This window comes from Paracoccus ferrooxidans, from assembly GCF_029909815.1.
In the GTDB taxonomy this organism is placed as follows: domain Bacteria; phylum Pseudomonadota; class Alphaproteobacteria; order Rhodobacterales; family Rhodobacteraceae; genus Paracoccus; species Paracoccus versutus.
In genome coordinates this window covers 601086-617851 of the sequence record NZ_CP038198.1, presented here as the reverse complement: position 1 = coordinate 617851, position 16766 = coordinate 601086, and the positions used below count along the sequence as shown (strand labels likewise).

Below are 16766 nucleotides of genomic sequence, written 5' to 3'. Positions count from 1 at the left end.
GGCCCCAGCCGCTCAACTGTCGGCCGCAGACCGAGGAGGGATCATGAAATCGGACATCCAGATCGCCCGCGAGGCGCAAAAGCTGCCCATCGCGCAGATCGCCGGCCGCCTGGGCCTGGCCGAGGCCGATTTCCTGCCCTATGGCCGCGACAAGGCCAAGATCGCGCATGAGGCCATCGCCGGGCTGGCCGGGCGGCCGCAGGGCCGGCTGATCCTGGTCACTGCGATCAACCCGACCCCGGCGGGCGAAGGCAAGACCACGACCACCGTGGGGCTGGGCGACGCGCTGAACCGCATCGGCAAGCGCGCGACGGTCTGCATCCGCGAAGCCTCGCTGGGGCCGAATTTCGGCATGAAGGGCGGGGCGGCGGGCGGCGGCCATGCGCAGATCGTGCCGATGGAAGACATGAACCTGCATTTCACCGGCGATTTCCATGCTGTCACCAGCGCGCACAACCTGCTGGCGGCGATGATCGACAACCATATCCACTGGGGCAACGCGCTGCGCATCGACCCGCGCCGGGTGACATGGCGCCGGGTCATGGACATGAACGACCGGGTGCTGCGGCAGGTGGTGGTGGCGCTTGGCGGGCCGGCCAACGGCGTGCCGCGCGAATGCGGCTTCGACATCACCGTCGCCTCCGAGGTGATGGCGATCCTGTGCCTGGCCTCGGACCTGGCCGATTTGCAGGCGCGGCTGGGCCGCATCGTCATCGGCCAGACCTTCGACCGCCGGCCGGTGACTGCGCATGACCTGGGTGCCGAGGGCGCGATGACGGTGCTGCTGCGCGATGCCTTGCAGCCGAACCTGGTGCAGACGCTGGAGAACAACCCGGCGCTGGTCCATGGCGGGCCCTTCGCCAATATCGCGCATGGCTGCAACTCGGTCATGGCGACGCGCACGGCGCTGGCGCTGTCGGACTATGTCGTGACCGAGGCGGGCTTCGGCGCCGACCTGGGGGCCGAGAAGTTCCTGAACATCAAATGCCGGCTGGCCGGGCTGCAACCCGACGCGGCGGTGCTGGTGGCGACGGTGCGGGCGCTCAAGATGAACGGCGGCGTGGCCCGCGCCGACCTGGGGGCCGAGAATGTCGCGGCGCTGCGGGCCGGCTGCGCGAACCTGGGCCGGCATATCGAGAACCTGCGCCGCTTCGGCCTGCCGGTGGTGGTGGCGATCAACCATTTCGCCGGCGATACCGAGGCCGAGATCGCGGCGCTTGCCGATCATTGCCGCGGGCATGGCGTTCAGGCCGTGCTGTGCCGGCACTGGGCCGAGGGCGGCAGGGGGGCCGAGGATCTGGCCCGCGCCGTGGTCGCGCTGGCCGAGGGCGGGGCGGATTTCGCGCCGCTCTATCCCGACGAGATGCCCCTGGCCGAGAAGATCGAGACCATCTGCCGCCAGGTCTATCGCGCCGGCCAGGTCGAGTTCCTGCCGCATATCCTCGAGCGGCTCGAGGAATGGGAGCGGGCCGGGCACGGCCATCTGCCGGTCTGCATGGCCAAGACGCAATATTCCTTTTCCGCCAACCCTTCGGCGCTTGGCGCGCCCGAGGGCTTTACCATCCCGGTGCGCGAGGTGCGGCTGTCGGCCGGCGCGGGCTTCGTGGTGGCGATCTGCGGCGACATCATGACCATGCCCGGCCTGCCGCGCGACCCCGCGGCGCTGCGCGTGGGGCTGGACGGCGACGGCCATGTGCAGGGCCTGTTCTAGCCGATGCGCGCCGGCTTTCCCATCGCGCGGCCGGGCATGGCCGTGGGCCTTCTGGGTGGTTCCTTCGATCCCGCGCATGAAGGCCATGTCCATATCACGCAGGAGGCGCTGCGCCGCTTCGGCCTCGACCGGATCTGGTGGCTGGTCAGCCCCGGCAATCCGCTGAAGCCGCACGGGCCGGCGCCGCTGGCGCAGCGCATCGGCCGCGCGCGGCACCTCATGCGCGACCCCAGGGTCGAGATCACCGGCATCGAGGCCCGGCTCGGCACCCGCATGACCCGCGACACCATCGCCGCGCTGCAGCGGCTTTACCCCGGCGTGCGCTTCGTCTGGCTGATGGGGGCGGACAACCTGGTCCAGTTCGACCGCTGGGACCGTTGGCGCGACATCGCGGCGCGGGTGCCGATCGGCGTGATCGCCCGGCCGGGCTGGCGGATGCCGGCGCGGTTCTCGCGCGCGGCGCGGCTGCTGTGGCGCGCGCGCCTGCCCGAGTCGCGGGCGCGTGAACTCGCCCGGTCTGGGCCGCCGGCCTGGGTGATGATAAACCTGCCGCTGAACAAGCTGAGTTCCAGCGCCATCCGTGCGCTGGGGCCGAAAGGACGCGCATGAACGGATGGACGCGGCGTGGCTTCGTGGCGGGGCTGGGGCTGCTGGCGCTGGCTCCCCGCATGGCGCCGGCCCAGCAAAGGCCGGCCGCGCGCCCCGCGGGCTTCGACGCCGAGGCGCTGATCGCCGCGGCCGGGCTTGGCGGGGCGGTGGCCTTTGCGGTGATCGACCCGGCCTCGGGCCGGATGCTCGCCCAGCGCCAGGCCGACCGGCGCATGGCCCCGGCCAGCACGCTCAAGGCGGTGACGGCGCTTTACGCGCTGGACCGGCTGGGCGAGGGGCATTGCTTCACGACCAGGGTCATCCGCGCCGGCAACACGCTGATCCTGGCGGGCGGCGGCGATCCGCTGCTGGACACCGATGCGCTGGACGAAATGGCCGCGGCCGCGGTCGCCGACGAAAAGGCCGCCGGCCGCCCGGCCCCCACCGCCTTTGCCGTCTGGGGCGGGGCGCTGCCGCGCATCGGCCGGCTGGACCCGGCGCAGGACGAGCATCTGCCCTACAACCCCTCGATCTCGGGGATGATCCTGAACTTCAACCGGGTGCATCTGGACTGGCGGCAGGGCGAGGCGGGCTATCGGCTGTCCTTGCAGGCGCGGGGCCGCAAGCTGTCGCCCAGGGCCTATACCGCCGCGATCGCGGCGGTGGACCGTGGGCTGCCGCTCTTTACCTACGAGGCGGGCAAGCTGGAAAGCTGGACCATCGCCCGGCGCGGCCTGGGCAAGTCCGGCAGCCGCTGGCTGCCCGTCCGCCGCCCCGAGCTTTACGCGGGCGACGTGTTCCAGACGCTGTGCCGCGCCCGCGGCCTGGCGCTGCCCGATCCCGAGGTGATCGAGATCCTGCCCGAAGGGGCCGGGATCGCCCGCCACGACAGCCCGCCCCTGCGCGAGATCGTCCAGGGCATGCTGGAATATTCGACCAACCTGACCGCCGAGGCGATCGGGCTGGCCGCCAGCCGTGCGGGCGACGTGGCGGCCTCGGCCGCGGCGATGGCGGACTGGCTGCGCGGGCAGGGGGTCGGCGGCGATTTCGCCTTCCACGACCATTCCGGCCTCTCGCCCGCGAACCGTGCCGATGCGCGGATGCTGGCGGGGCTGATGGCCGGGCCGGGACGGGCGCGCGGCCTGCGCGGGTTGCTGAAGCCGATCCCGCTGAAGGACGCGCGCGGCAAGCGCAAGGACAGCGACATCGCCATCGAGGCCAAGACCGGGACGCTGAACTTCGTCTCGAACCTTGCCGGCTACGCCCAGGGCCCCGGCGGGCGCGAGCTGGCCTTTGCCATCCTGACCGGCGACGAGCCGCGCCGCGCCGCCAGCCAGGGCCAGGAACTGCCCGAGGGCGTCATCGGCTGGACCAAACGCTCCAAACGCCTCCAGCAGGCGCTGGTGGAGGGCTGGGTCGCCAGCCTCTGACTTCTTCGTTCTCCAAATACCCATGCAGCCGCGAAACCGCCGGGGCGCTTCAAAGCACGCGATGGCGGGCGCGGGCGGCGAGCTCGATGGCGGCGGCGTGCAGGCGGTCGATCTCCAGCTGGTCGCGGATCTCGGCCAGCATCTCGGCCTCGATCTCGCCCAGGCGGCCGTCCGAGGCGGCCACGTCGCAGGCCAGGACATAGGCGGTGTCGAACATCTTTTCCGGCAGCGCCTCGCGCACCAGGCCGAAAAGCGCGTCCAGCCCGTCCTCTTCCTCGAAGAGCGTCACCACCGTCTGCGACACGGCACGGACGCGGTCGATGTCATAGGCGGCAAAGACCGGCGTGTGGTTCACCGCCCGCTCGATGGCGACCAGCTCGGCGGTGCGCGGGTTCTGGTCCGAGGCCGAGACCGCCACCATGACCGCGACCAGCGCGTCGCAGGGCGAGAACGAGGGCAGGCTGTCGGGCATGGCATTTCTCCTTGCGTTTCCGGGGGTAATTATTGACCATCCGGCGCCGTTTCAATACGGGGAAGTCTCGACCCAATGGAGACCCGAAAATGACCGCCCTGCGTGACGCCGCGATGAAATCCAAGGCCTGGCCCTTCGAGGAGGCCCGCCGCGTGCTGAAACGCTACGAGAAGAAGGATCCCGAAAAGGGCTATGTCCTGTTCGAGACCGGCTACGGCCCCTCGGGCCTGCCGCATATCGGCACCTTCGGCGAGGTGGCGCGCACGACCATGATCCGCCGCGCCTTCGAGATCATCTCGGACATCCCGACGCGGCTGTTCTGCTTTTCGGACGACATGGACGGCATGCGCAAGGTGCCCGACAACGTGCCCCAGCAAGAGATGCTGCGCCGGCACCTGCAAGAGCCCCTGACCACGGTGCCCGATCCCTTCGGCGAATACGACAGCTTCGGCGGGCACAACAACGCCATGCTGCGCCGGTTCCTGGACACCTTCGGCTTCGAATACGAATTCATCAGCGCGACCGAGTTCTACAAGTCCGGCCAGTTCGACGCGACGCTGCTGCTGGCCGCGGAACGCTATGACGCCATCATGGAGGTCATGCTGGCGTCCTTGCGCGAAGAGCGCCAGCAGACCTATTCCTGCTTCCTGCCGATCAGCCCCAAGTCGGGCAAGGTGCTTTACGTGCCGATCAAGCATGTCGACGCCAAGGCCGGCACCATCACCTTCGACGACGAGGACGGCGAGGAACTGACGCTGCCCGTCACCGGCGGCCATGTGAAGCTGCAATGGAAGCCGGATTTCGGCGCCCGCTGGGCGGCGCTGGACGTGGATTTCGAGATGTATGGCAAGGATCACTCCACCAACACCCCGATCTATGACGGCATCTGCAAGATCCTGGGCGGGCGGCCGCCCGAGCATTTCACCTATGAGCTGTTTTTGGACCAGCACGGGCAGAAGATCAGCAAGTCCAAGGGCAACGGGCTGTCGATCGACGAATGGCTGACCTATGCCGCGACCGAGAGCCTGTCCTATTTCATGTTCCAGAAGCCCAAGACGGCGAAGCGGATGTATTTCGACGTCATCCCCAAGGCGGTGGACGAATACCACCAGCAGCTGCGCGCCTATCCCGACCAGACGGTCGAGCAGCAGCTGGCCAACCCGGTCTGGCACATCCATGGCGGCGCGGTTCCGGCCTCGGACATGGTGGTGCCGTTCCAGATGCTGTTGAACCTCGCTTCGGTGGCCGGCGCCAAGGACAAGGAGGGGCTCTGGGGCTTCATCCGCCGCTATGCGCCCGAGGCCAGCCCCGAGACCCATCCGACGCTGGACCAGGCCGCCGCCTTCGCGGTGCGCTATTTCAACGATTTCGTGGCGCCGACCCGCAGCTTCCGCGCCCCCACGGAAATCGAGCGCCGGGCGCTGGAGGATCTGGCCGGGCGGCTGGCGGCATGGAGCCAGCCCGCCGATGCCGAGGCCCTGCAGACCATGGTCTTTGCCATCGGCCGCGAACACGGGTTCGAGCCGATGAAGGACTGGTTCCAGGCGCTCTACCAGGTGTTGCTGGGCGCCGACCAGGGGCCGCGCTTCGGCGGCTTCATCGCGCTTTACGGCGTGGCCGAAACCCGCGCCCTGATCGAGCGGGCGCTGGCCGGCGAGCTGGTTTCCGAACCAACCGCCTGAACCGGCACGGGAATTCCCTGTTGCGCGCGGCTTCGTTGCCGCGCGCGCATGGTTAACGACCCGTTAACGCGAGATTGCCAGATTCCTACCGGACCGCGCGGGCAACCGCCTCGCACGTTCTGGATTAGGGGAGAATTGGCATGACCATTGCGATTATCGGCAACCAGTCGTTGATGCCGCGCGCCTTCCGGCTGGGCCTGGATCAGTGGTCCCGGACGGATGGCAGGGCAGGTTCGCCGACCTGGGCGGGGGTAGCGAATGCGGCCATCGTGCCGGCGGACGAGGATTTCGGCAGTTGCCTGGAAATCCTCAAGCAAGAGGCGGTGACGCAGATCCGCTACATGCAGCGCACGCCGATCAATCCCGGCAGCTATCTGCGCATCGCGGCCAGGGTCAAGGCCATCGCGGGCAACCTGCCGCAGGTGCGCATCGCCGCCTTTGCCGGCAATGCCGCCGGCAACAATGTGGCGGGCGTGCCGCAGACCGGCCCTGCGGTCACGCTGCCGGGCTATGGGCAGGTGGTCGAGGTCTCGGCCATCGTCGGCACCGGCCGGCGCGAGGGCGTGGACATGGCCTGGGGGCGCAGCGCCGCCTTTGGCCATTTCGGGCTGGACCTGACCGGGGACAACAACGGCTCGATCCGCATCGAGAGCATCGTGATCGAGGACGTGACCGCCGCCTTCGTGCCGGGGATGCTGGACTGGGTCGATGTGCGCGATTTCGGCGCCATGGGCGACGGGACCACCGACGACCGCGGCGCCTTCCTCGCCGCCGACCAGGCCGCGGCCGGGCGGCAGGTGCTGGTGCCCGAGGGCAGCTATCGCATCGGCTCGGACCTGAGCCTGTCCTCGCCGGTCCGTTTCGTCGGCACGCTGGCCATGCCGCGCACGGCGCGGCTGTCGCTGACGCGCAGCTTCGACTTTCCGACCTATGCCGCGGCCTTCGGCGACGAGACCGAGGGGATGAAGCGGGCGCTGCAGGCGCTGCTGGGCTTTACCGACCATGCGGTGCTGGACCTTTGCGGCCGCAACGTGCATCTGGCCGAGCCGATCAGCATTTCGGACGCGGTGCCGGGCATGACCAGCTTTGCCAACCGCCGCGTCATCGCTAATGGCCAGGTCAGCATCGTGCCCGGCCCGGCCTGGGATACGCGGGCGGCGACATCGGCCGCGACCTACGACCCGGCGCAGCCCCAGGTGCTTTCGGCCGTCGCCAACATCGCCAATATCGAGGTGGGCGCCCGCGTCACCGGCAACGGCGTCGGCCGCGAGGTCTATGTCCTGGCCCGGAACGTCGCCGCCGGGACGCTGACGCTGTCGCAGCCGCTTTACGGCGGGGCGGGCACGCGCAACTATACCTTCAGCCGCTATCGCTATGCCTTCGATTTCTCGGGGATGGAGCATCTGAGCCGCTTCAACTTCGACGACATCGAATTCCTGCTGGAGGGCAATGCCAGCGGCGTCATGCTGGCCAAGACCGGCAACATGAACTGTTTCCGCGACTGCTACTTCACCCGGCCCAGGGATCGCGGCATCACCTCGATCGGCTCGTCCTGCCAGGGGATGCTGGTGGACCGCTGCGAGTTCCTGTCCAACGAGATGGGCGACCTGGCGCAGAACCGCACCACCGTCGCGCTGAACGTCAACAATAACGACGCCAAGATCCGCCACAGCCGCTTCATCCGCTTCGCGCATTTCGCGGTGATGAACGGCGGCGGCCACATGATCGAGGGCAATCACTGGTTCCAGGGCGACAATGCCCAGAACGGCGTGCGCTTCGGCGGGCTGGTGCTGACCCAGACCAACCTGCAGGCGACCGTGACCGGGAACTATATAGACAATTGCTCGATCGAATGGACGAACGAGCATGACCCCTATCCGAATTTCGACGGCGAGGAATATTCCTTTGGCGGGCTGACCGTCACCGGCAACACCTTCCTGGCCTCGAACACGACGCTGGGGTTCAACTGGCTGGTGGTCAAGCCCTATGGCAGCGGCCATTTCATCCACGGCTTGGCGGTGATGGGCAATGTGTTCAAGTCGCTGTTCAACAAGATCGCCCGGATCGAGAAGGTGGACACCACATTCGCCGACATGAACTATCAGCGCATGCGCAACATCCAGTTCCAGGGCAACATGTTCAACGGCGTGAACAGCTATGTCGCCAACCCGGTCGACGTGGCGCATAACCAGGCCAGCGCCTCGAACCGCTGGCTGGTGACGGTGGACCAGGCGCTGCCCTTCAACGGCTGGGTGCGCAACGTCCAGTCCATCATCGCCACCAGCCAGATCACCAATGCCGCCAATGCCCGCGTGTCCGAGATGCCCTGGGTGCAGACCGCGCTGGGAACCACGCGGCAACAGGTTGCGCTGAACTGGGGCGCGGCGGTGCGCGGCTCGGTCAGCCTGCGGCTGCGCATGGACAACCCCGACTGACGCCCCCCTTATGCCGGCCTTTGCCCTCGGCGGATCATTCCGCCGGGGGTTTCAGCATGTCCGGCGGCAGCAGCCGGAACGCCTGGCCGAAGCCCGCGTTCAGCAGGGCCGAGATCGGCTCGATCCGCCAGAAGCGGAAATCCGGCAGGTCCAGATAGACCTTGGCCTTGGGATCGCGTGCCAGCCAGCGGGCGCGGCGTCCCTCGTCCGGCGCGACGGGCGCGGCACGGCCAAGGATCGACAGGCGGGCATGGGTCATGGCGTCGCCCCTGGCTGTCTCGGCCGCGATCAGCAGCCCGGCGCGCGGATCGGCCGCCAGCGCCCGCGTATGCGCGGCAAGCCCCGAAAGCAGCGCAAGCGGCGCGCCATCCGCATCGGTCTGCAGCGCGATGCGCGTGACCAGCGGCACCCCCGTATCGGGGTCGAGCGTGCCCAGGCTGGCATGGCGCGCCCCCTCCAGCAATTGCCGGGCAAGGGTGCGGGCCTCGTCGGTGGTTTCGCGAATCGGGTCGATCTTCATGGCCGCATGCTGCGCCGGCCGCGGCCCGGCAGGCAACCGGAACCTGTAAGACAGCCGCGGCGTTTTCCGGCTTTCGCAGCGCCCGGCCTTGTGAAACAACAGCTTCATGAGCAAGCACCCGCGCATCACCCTGGTCACCGGCGGCGCCCGCTCGGGCAAGTCCGCCCTGGCCGAATCCATCGCCGCCGGCCATGAGGGCGGGCGCATCTATATCGCCACGGCCGAGGCCTGGGACGACGAGATGGCGCAGCGCATCGGCTTGCACCGCGACCGGCGCGGCAGCGACGGCTGGCGCACGATCGAAGAGCCGCGCAACCTGGCCGGCGCGCTGGCGCGCACGGACGGGCAGGGGGTGCGGCTGGTCGATTGCCTGACGCTGTGGCTGTCCAACGTCATGGCCGAGGGCCAGCCCGGCCCGCATGTCCGCGCGCTTTGCCGGGCGCTGGATGCGCAGAAAAGCCCGGTGGTCGTGGTGACGAACGAGCTGGGATTGGGCATCGTGCCCGAAAACGCGCTTGCCCGCCGCTTTCGGGACGAGCATGGCTGGATGAACCAGGCCGTGGCCGGGATCGCCGACGAGGTCTGGATGGCCGTCAGCGGCCTGCCGCTGCGCCTCAAACCGCAAAGAGGGACACCGTGAAAGAGTTCGATCAATCCGCCGCCGCCGCCGCCCGCGACCGCCAGGACCAGCTGACCAAGCCCCCCGGCTCTCTGGGCCGGCTCGAGGAACTGGCGGTGTTCATGGCCGGCTGGCAGGGGCGCGAGCGCCCGCGGATCGAGCGCGCGCAGGCGCTGGTCTTTGCCGGCAATCACGGTGTCACCCAGCAGGGCGTGAACCCCTTCCCGGTCGAAGTCACCGCCCAGATGGTCGAGAATTTCCGCCAGGGCGGCGCGGCGATCAACCAGCTTTGCCGGCTCTCCGGCGCTGAATTGCAGGTGATCGCGCTGGACCTGGACCGGCCGACCGGCGATTTCACCCAAGGTATGGCGATGGAGGTCGACGACCTGGTCGCCGCCATCCAGACCGGCAAGAACGCCGTGGACGCGCAGGCCGACGTGATCCTGCTGGGCGAGATGGGGATCGGCAATTCCACCGTCGCGGCGGCGCTGGCGGCGGCGACCTTCGGCGGCACGGCCGAGGATTGGGTCGGCCCCGGCACCGGCGCCGACGACGAGGTGCTGGCCCGCAAGATCGCCGCCGTCGAGGCCGGGCTCAAGCGGCACAAGGGTGCGGCGACGGCGGCCTCGATCCTGGGCTCCTATGGCGGGCGCGAGCAGGCGGCGATCTGCGGCGCGGTGATCCGCGCGCGCGAGCTGGGCATCCCGGTGATCCTGGACGGGTTCATCTGCTCGGCGGCGGCGGGCGTGTTGCTGGTCAACGACCGCAACGCGCTGGACCATTGCCTGATCGGCCATGAAAGCGCCGAGCCGGGCCACCGCCGGCTGGTCGCGGTGATGCAGAAAAAGCCGGTGGTGACGCTGGACATGCGGCTGGGCGAGGGCTCGGGCGCGGCGGTGGCGCTGATGATCCTGCGCGCGGCGCTGGAATGCCACAACGGCATGGCCACATTCGCCGAGGCCGGGATTGGCTAGGCTTCTGGCGCAGGCGGCGCTGGCGCTGGTCTGGCTGACCCGGCTGCCCGTGGGGCGGCTTCTGCCCGCCTCGCCGCCGACGCTGGCGCAGGCGGCCTGGGCCTTTCCGCTGGTGGGGCTTGCCGTCGGGCTCGTCGGTGCCGCCGTGCTGGGGCTGGCGGCCCTTGCCGGGCTGCCGGGGATGGTCGCGGCACTTCTGGCGGTCGGCGCCATGATCCTTGCCACCGGCGCGCTGCACGAGGACGGGCTGGCCGATTGCGCCGATGGCAGCGGCGGCGCGACCCGTGAGCGCCGGCTGGAGATCATGCGCGATTCCCGCATCGGCAGCTATGGCGTGCTGGCGCTGGTCCTGGTCACGGGACTGCGCGTGGCGGCGATTGCGGCGCTGGTCGCCCAGCCCTGGCTGGCCGCGGTGGCCGTGGCCGGGCTGGCGGCGGCCTCGCGCGCGGGGATGGCGCTGGGGCTGGGGCTGATGCCGCCTGCGCGCCAAGACGGGCTGGGCCATGCGGCGGGGCGGCCGACGCGCGGCGCGATGCTCGCCGCCCTGGCGCTGGGAGCCGCGGCGCTGATGCTGCCGGCACTTGGCCTGCCGCATCCGGCGGCGGGCTGGCTGGTGCTGGCCGCGGCGGTGGCGGCGGCGCAGCTTTGGCTGGCGCGCCGGGCCCTGCGGGCGCTTGGCGGCCAGACCGGCGACGTGCTGGGCGCCATGCAACAGGCGGGCGAGACGGCCGGGCTGGTGGCCCTGGTCGCCCTTGCCTAAGCGCCGTTACGTCGCGTCGCCTTTTTCTTGACGGGTTTTTGCACTTCACTCATACCAAACGGCTACATGAAAGGTGGGGATTATCCGCCGCCGCCACGGCAAGGGGCGGCCATTGTTTTGGGGAGGTTTTTCATATGGGTGCCCTGCTGGGGCTTTCTCGCGGCATCGACCGCGTCAATTCGGCCATCGGCCGCAGCGCAAGCTGGCTGATCCTGGTCGCCGTGCTGGTCAGCGCCGGGAATGCGGTCATCCGCAAGGTGCTGAACACCTCGTCCAACGCCTGGCTGGAGTTGCAATGGTATCTCTATGGCGCCGCCTTCCTGGGCGCCGCGGCCTATACGCTGAAGGAGAACGAGCATATCCGCATCGACATCATCTATGGCATGTGGCGCCGCCGCCGCCAGCACTGGATCGACCTGATCGGGCATGTGTTCTTCCTGATGCCCTTCGTCACGCTGATGATCTGGTATCTCTACCCCTGGGCGATGCGCTCCTACTACCGCGGCGAGGTCTCGACCAATGCCGGCGGGCTGGTGCTGTGGCCGGCCAAGATGCTGCTGCTGGCCGGCTTCGTCATGCTGTTCTTCCAGGGCATTTCCGAGATCATCAAGAAGATCGCCGTCATGCGCGGCATCATCGAGGATCCCAACCCCTTCGTCTCGGCCCATGAGGCCGCCGCCATGGAGGGCGAGATCATGGTGCGCGAGATGACGGCCGCGATCGAGGACGAGACGAAGGACGGGGAGTCCCGCAAATGATGATCTTCATCGCGCAGAACATGGCGCCGATCATGTTCGCCTCGCTGGTGATCTTCCTGCTCTTCGGCTATCCGGTGGCCTTCGCGCTGGCGGCGAACGGGCTTTTGTTCTTCGTCATCGGCGTCGAACTGGCACCGCTGTCGGGCGGCAACATCAACCTCAGCTGGCCCCTGCTGAACGCCATGCCCGAGCGGTTATGGGGGGTGATGTCGAACGAGACATTGCTGGCCATTCCCTTCTTCACCTTCATGGGCATCGTGCTGGAGAAATCCGGCATGGCCGAGGACCTGCTGGACACGGTGGGCCAGCTTTTCGGCCCGATCCGCGGCGGCCTGGCCTATGCGGTGATCATCGTCGGCGCGCTGCTGGCGGCGACGACCGGCGTGGTCGCGGCCTCGGTCATCGCCATGGGGCTGATCTCGCTGCCGATCATGCTGCGCTATGGCTATGACCGGCGCATCGCCTCGGGCACCATCGCGGCCTCGGGGACTCTGGCGCAGATCATCCCGCCCTCGCTGGTGCTGATCGTGCTGGCCGACCAGCTCGGCCGTTCGGTGGGCGACATGTACAAGGGCGCGCTGATCCCCGGCCTGGTGCTGACCGGGATCTACATGCTCTATATCTTCGTCATGTCGTTCATCCGGCCGAACAGCCTGCCGGCCCTGCCGAAAGAGGCGCGGACGCTGGGCTCGGGCGTGACCTCGCTGCTGGTGGCGCTGGCGCTGACCGTGGGCATGGCCTGGCTGGCCTTCCGCTGGCTCTACCCGACCCATGGCAAGGATGCCGACATCCTCGCCCCCTCGCTGGCGGTGATCGTGATCTATGTGCTGGCGCTGCTGGACCGGGCGTTGAAGATCAACCTGATGTCGCGGCTGGCGCAGCAGGTCGTCATCGTGCTGATCCCGCCGCTGGCGCTGATCTTCCTGGTGCTGGGCACGATCTTCCTGGGCATCGCCACCCCCACCGAGGGCGGGGCCATGGGTGCGGTCGGCGCGCTGCTGCTGGCCGGGGTCAAGGGGCGGCTCAGCTATGACGTGATCCGCCAGGCGCTTCTGGCGACGACGCGGCTGTCGGCCTTCGTCATGTTCATCCTGATCGGGGCGCGGGTCTTCTCGCTGACCTTCTACGGCGTGAACGGGCATATCTGGGTCGAGCATCTGCTGACCTCGCTGCCCGGCGGCGAATACGGCTTCCTGATCGCGGTGTCGGTGCTGGTCTTTTTGCTGGCCTTCTTCCTCGACTTCTTCGAGCTGGCGTTCATCATCGTGCCGCTGCTGGCGCCGGCGGCGCAGGCGATGGGCATCGACCTGATCTGGTTCGGCGTGCTGCTGGGGGTGAACATGCAGACCAGCTTCATGCACCCGCCCTTCGGCTTCTCGCTGTTCTTCCTGCGCTCGGTGGCGCCGAAATCGCCCTATCGCGACAAGGTGACGGGGCAGATGATGCAGCCGGTGACCACCGGGCAGATCTATTGGGGCGCGGTGCCCTATGTCTGCATCCAGCTGGTCATGGTCGCCATCGTCATGACCTTCCCCGGACTGGTCATGCACTACAAGGGCGCGCCGGTCGATACCTCGAACGTCAGGATCGAGATCCCCTCGGGCGGCGGGCTGGGCGGCCTTGGCGGCCTCGGCGGGCTGGGCGATCCCTTCGGCCAGCCGGCCGCGCCCGGAACCGCCGCGCCGGGCGGCATTCCCGCGCCGGGCGGCCTGGGCGGGGCGCCGAACTTCGGCACCCCCGCTGCGCCGGCCGCGCCGGCGGATGGGGCGACTGCCCCGGCCCCGGCCCCGGCCGCGCCGCAGGACGGGCTGGGGGCGCTGTCCGGCCCGCCGCCGGGCCTGACCGCCCCGCAACAGCCGGCGGGGAACTGATCGGGCTGGGCGGGTTTCCCGCCCGCCTTCGCCCCCCGCGCCCCGCAACGAAAAGGGCCGCCGCGATCGCTCGCGGCGGCCCGATTGCAGGCTTGCGACGGATCAGAGCGTGCCGTTGCGCTGCTGGATCATCATGAAGGTATCATAGGTATATTCGGCGGTCTGGTTGTAGAGATACCAGTCGCCCCGCGCCCCCTTGATCGATTCCCAGATCTTCTTGAACGGCGCGTTCGAGGCTTCCAGTTCGGCATAGACCTCGTTCGCGGCCTTGTAGCAGGCGTCCAGGATCTCGGCGCTGAACGGGCGCAACTGCGCCCCCGAGGCCACCAGCTCCTTCAGAGCCGTGGGGTTCAGATGGTCGTATTTCTGCAGCATGTCGGCATCGACCGCCCGGCACGCGGTGTGCAGAAGCGACTTGTAGTTCTCGGGCAGCGCCTCGTATTTGTCCTTGGCAAAGAAGAAATGCACGGTCGGGCCGCCTTCCCACCAGCCGGGATAGTAATAATAGGGCGCGACCTTGAAGAAGCCCAGCTTCAGGTCGTCATAGGGGCCGACCCATTCCGAGGCGTCGATGGTGCCCTTTTCCAGCGCCGGATAGATGTCGCCGCCGGCGATCTGCTGCGGCACCGCGCCCAGCCGCTCCAGCACCTTGCCGGCAAAGCCGCCGACGCGGATCTTCAGGCCCTGCAGATCGGACACGGCGTTGATTTCCTTGCGGAACCAGCCGCCCATCTGCACGCCGGTATTGCCGCCCGGCAGGCCGAAGATGTTATGGGTGGCCAGGAATTCGTTGTAAAGATCGATGCCGCCGCCGTGGTATTGCCAGGCGTTCATGGCCCGCGCCGACAGCGCGAAGGGCACGGCCGAACCCAGCGCGAAGGTCGGATCCTTGCCCCAGCTGTAATAGCCGACCGTATGGCAGGCCTCGACGGTGCCGTCGGTGACGGCGTCCTGGGCCTGCAGGCCGGGCACGATCTCGCCGCCGGCGAAGACCTGGATCTGGAACTTGCCGCCGGTGGCCTCGGACAGGTACTTCGACAGAACCTCGGCGCCGCCATAGATGGTGTCCAGCGATTTCGGGAAGGCCGAGGTCAGCCGCCATTTCACCTCGGGCATCTCTTGCGCGATGGCAGGCGCGGCAAGCGCAGCCCCGGCCGCTGCGGTCGCGCCGCCAACCGTGGCGCGGGTCAGAAAGGCGCGCCGGCCGAACTGGTTGGTTGTCTTCATGGGTTCCTCCGCGTTGATCGGCCTGTTCCTGGGCGGCCGATGACGGGGTGAATGTTGCATGCGACCGGACGGCCTGTCGAGACGCCAGTGCCGGATTTCCGCCGCATCCCCGCCCGCTTGCGCAATTGCCGCAGCGTCAGTCCGCCCAGCCCGCGCATCGCCGATCTTGTAGGGCGCTCAACGCACTACCCAAGCGGTTTGGGCTTGCCTATACTGGCAGGGGTCCGGGGCTTTGGGGGAACAAGGGATGCGCTGTCCTTTCTGTGGAAATGTCGATACGCAGGTCAAGGATTCGCGTCCGGCCGAAGACAACGTGGCGATCCGCCGACGCCGCTTCTGCCCGGCCTGCGGCGGCCGCTTCACCACCTATGAGCGGGTGCAGCTGCGCGACTTGGTCGTGGTCAAGTCCAGCGGAAGGCGCGAGGATTTCGACCGCGCCAAGCTGGAGCGCTCGATCCGCATCGCCATGCAGAAGCGCCCGATCGACCCCGAGCGCATCGACCAGATGATCTCGGGCATCGTGCGCCGGCTGGAAAGCATGGGCGACACCGACATCCCCTCGAAGGTCATCGGCGAGATCGTGATGGAGACGCTGGCCCGGATCGACACCGTTTCCTATGTCCGCTTCGCCAGCGTCTACAAGAACTTCCAGGCGGCGGACGATTTCGACAAGTTCGTATCCGAGCTGCGCCCGCAAACGGTCGAGGAGTGACCGACCGCCGCCACATGCGCCATGCGCTGGCGCTGGCGCGGCGCGGCCTGGGCAATGTCTGGCCCAATCCGGCGGTGGGCTGCGTCCTGCTGCGCGACGGCGCGGTGGTCGGGCGCGGCTGGACCCAGCCCGGCGGCCGCCCCCATGCCGAGGTCATGGCGCTGGCCCAGGCCGGCGAGGCGGCGCGCGGCGCCACTGCCTATGTCACGCTGGAGCCCTGCGCCCATCACGGCAAGACCCCGCCCTGCGCCGAGGCGCTGGTCCGCGCCGGCATCGCCCGCGTCGTCACCGCCCTGACCGATCCCGACCCGCGCGTGGCCGGCCGCGGCCATGCCATCCTGCGCGCGGCCGGGATCGAGGTGACCGAAGGCATCTGCGAGGCCGAGGCCCGCGCGGTGCAGCGCGGTTTCCTCAGCCGCATCCAGCGTGGCCGGCCGATGCTGACGCTGAAGCTGGGCGCCAGCTTCGACGGCCGCATCGCCACCGCCTCGGGCGAAAGCCAGTGGATCACCGGGGCCGAGGCCCGCCGCCATGTCCATGCCCTGCGCCTGGGCCATGACGCGGTGATGGTCGGCGGCGAGACGGCGCGCGTCGACCGGCCGGGGCTGAACGTGCGCGGCTTCGGCCGGGTGCGGCAGCCGGTGCGGATCGTGGTCTCGTCGCGCCCCTTGCCCGACCTGCCGGATGAGGGGCCGGAGCATGGCCCGCTGTGGCAGCTCGCCGGCCGCCCCGAGGATGTCATGGCCGAACTGGGCGTCCGTGGCCTGACCCGTGTCCTTTGCGAAGGCGGCGGGGTGCTGGCGGCCAGCCTGTTGCGCGCGGGGCTGGTCGACCAGCTGATCGGCTATAGCGCCGGGGTGGTGCTGGGCGGCGACGGCCGCGCCGGAATCGGCGCGCTGGGGCTGGGGCGCCTGGCCGATGCGCCGCGCTTCCGGCTGGCCGAGACGCGCCGGATCGGCCCCGACGTCCTGCATCGCTGGCTGCGCGATGATGCGGTGGAGCGTTAA

General features: G+C 69.0%; 15 protein-coding genes. 12 read left to right on the top strand and 3 right to left on the bottom strand.

What is annotated here, in order from left to right; all coding sequences use genetic code 11:
- The first annotated feature begins 43 nt into the window (after window positions 1–43).
- Genes E3U26_RS03100 through E3U26_RS03090 form a run of 3 tightly spaced genes read left to right on the top strand, consistent with a single transcriptional unit; the run spans window position 44 to window position 3729 of the window.
- The gene (locus E3U26_RS03100) at window positions 44–1711 is read left to right on the top strand and encodes a formate--tetrahydrofolate ligase (RefSeq protein WP_449045612.1); all 1668 of its coding nucleotides are present in this window, start codon (window positions 44–46) and stop codon (window positions 1709–1711) included.
- A 3-nt stretch (window positions 1712–1714) separates the two neighbouring features.
- Window positions 1715–2320 (top strand): nicotinate-nucleotide adenylyltransferase, encoded by a 606-nt coding sequence (locus E3U26_RS03095; protein WP_449045611.1) that lies wholly within the window; start codon window positions 1715–1717, stop codon window positions 2318–2320.
- Window positions 2317–3729: a serine hydrolase family protein gene (locus tag E3U26_RS03090; RefSeq protein WP_499105418.1), complete on the top strand. Its 1413-nt coding sequence runs from the start codon at window positions 2317–2319 to the stop codon at window positions 3727–3729. The genes E3U26_RS03095 and E3U26_RS03090 overlap by 4 nt, the downstream gene beginning before the upstream one ends.
- A 49-nt stretch (window positions 3730–3778) precedes the next feature.
- On the opposite strand, the gene E3U26_RS03085 is transcribed toward E3U26_RS03090, so the two are convergent.
- Complete coding sequence (locus E3U26_RS03085) at window positions 3779–4201, bottom strand: tellurite resistance TerB family protein (RefSeq protein WP_036751052.1); 423 nt, start codon at window positions 4199–4201, stop codon at window positions 3779–3781.
- Between the two features lie 89 nt (window positions 4202–4290).
- On the opposite strand from E3U26_RS03085, the gene E3U26_RS03080 reads away from it, so the two are divergent.
- Both E3U26_RS03080 and E3U26_RS03075 read left to right on the top strand, forming a co-directional pair.
- A complete protein-coding gene (locus E3U26_RS03080; RefSeq protein WP_499105417.1) occupies window positions 4291–5883 on the top strand; it encodes a lysine--tRNA ligase in 1593 nt (530 codons plus the stop codon).
- Between the two features lie 140 nt (window positions 5884–6023).
- Window positions 6024–8318 (top strand): glycosyl hydrolase family 28-related protein, encoded by a 2295-nt coding sequence (locus tag E3U26_RS03075; RefSeq protein ID WP_114536244.1) that lies wholly within the window; start codon window positions 6024–6026, stop codon window positions 8316–8318.
- Window positions 8319–8352: 34 nt separating this feature from the next.
- On the opposite strand, the gene E3U26_RS03070 is transcribed toward E3U26_RS03075, so the two are convergent.
- Window positions 8353–8838: a HugZ family pyridoxamine 5'-phosphate oxidase gene (locus tag E3U26_RS03070; protein ID WP_499105416.1), complete on the bottom strand. Its 486-nt coding sequence runs from the start codon at window positions 8836–8838 to the stop codon at window positions 8353–8355.
- A 106-nt stretch (window positions 8839–8944) separates the two neighbouring features.
- On the opposite strand from E3U26_RS03070, the gene cobU reads away from it, so the two are divergent.
- From cobU to E3U26_RS03045, 5 genes are all read left to right on the top strand, one after another.
- Window positions 8945–9478, top strand: a complete 534-nt coding sequence (gene cobU, locus E3U26_RS03065) for a bifunctional adenosylcobinamide kinase/adenosylcobinamide-phosphate guanylyltransferase (protein ID WP_499105415.1) — start codon at window positions 8945–8947, stop codon at window positions 9476–9478.
- Complete coding sequence (gene cobT, locus E3U26_RS03060) at window positions 9475–10431, top strand: nicotinate-nucleotide--dimethylbenzimidazole phosphoribosyltransferase (protein WP_036751042.1); 957 nt, start codon at window positions 9475–9477, stop codon at window positions 10429–10431. The genes cobU and cobT overlap by 4 nt, the downstream gene beginning before the upstream one ends.
- Complete coding sequence (gene cobS / locus E3U26_RS03055; protein WP_499105414.1) at window positions 10424–11191, top strand: adenosylcobinamide-GDP ribazoletransferase; 768 nt, start codon at window positions 10424–10426, stop codon at window positions 11189–11191. The genes cobT and cobS overlap by 8 nt, the downstream gene beginning before the upstream one ends.
- Before the next feature lie 134 nt (window positions 11192–11325).
- Entirely contained in the window at window positions 11326–11949 is a 624-nt protein-coding gene (locus tag E3U26_RS03050; protein ID WP_243784496.1) for a TRAP transporter small permease subunit, read from the top strand.
- Entirely contained in the window at window positions 11946–13820 is a 1875-nt protein-coding gene (locus E3U26_RS03045; protein WP_214272561.1) for a TRAP transporter large permease, read from the top strand. Before E3U26_RS03050 ends, E3U26_RS03045 begins: the two co-directional genes overlap by 4 nt.
- 102 nt (window positions 13821–13922) lie before the next feature.
- Here E3U26_RS03045 and E3U26_RS03040 read toward each other — a convergent pair whose 3' ends face one another.
- Window positions 13923–15047: a TRAP transporter substrate-binding protein gene (locus E3U26_RS03040; protein ID WP_036751032.1), complete on the bottom strand. Its 1125-nt coding sequence runs from the start codon at window positions 15045–15047 to the stop codon at window positions 13923–13925.
- Window positions 15048–15294: 247 nt separating this feature from the next.
- On the opposite strand from E3U26_RS03040, the gene nrdR reads away from it, so the two are divergent.
- Both nrdR and ribD read left to right on the top strand, forming a co-directional pair.
- Window positions 15295–15759 (top strand): transcriptional regulator NrdR, encoded by a 465-nt coding sequence (gene nrdR / locus E3U26_RS03035; protein WP_036751029.1) that lies wholly within the window; start codon window positions 15295–15297, stop codon window positions 15757–15759.
- A gap of 14 nt (window positions 15760–15773) precedes the next feature.
- Entirely contained in the window at window positions 15774–16766 is a 993-nt protein-coding gene (gene ribD, locus E3U26_RS03030; protein ID WP_449045710.1) for a bifunctional diaminohydroxyphosphoribosylaminopyrimidine deaminase/5-amino-6-(5-phosphoribosylamino)uracil reductase RibD, read from the top strand.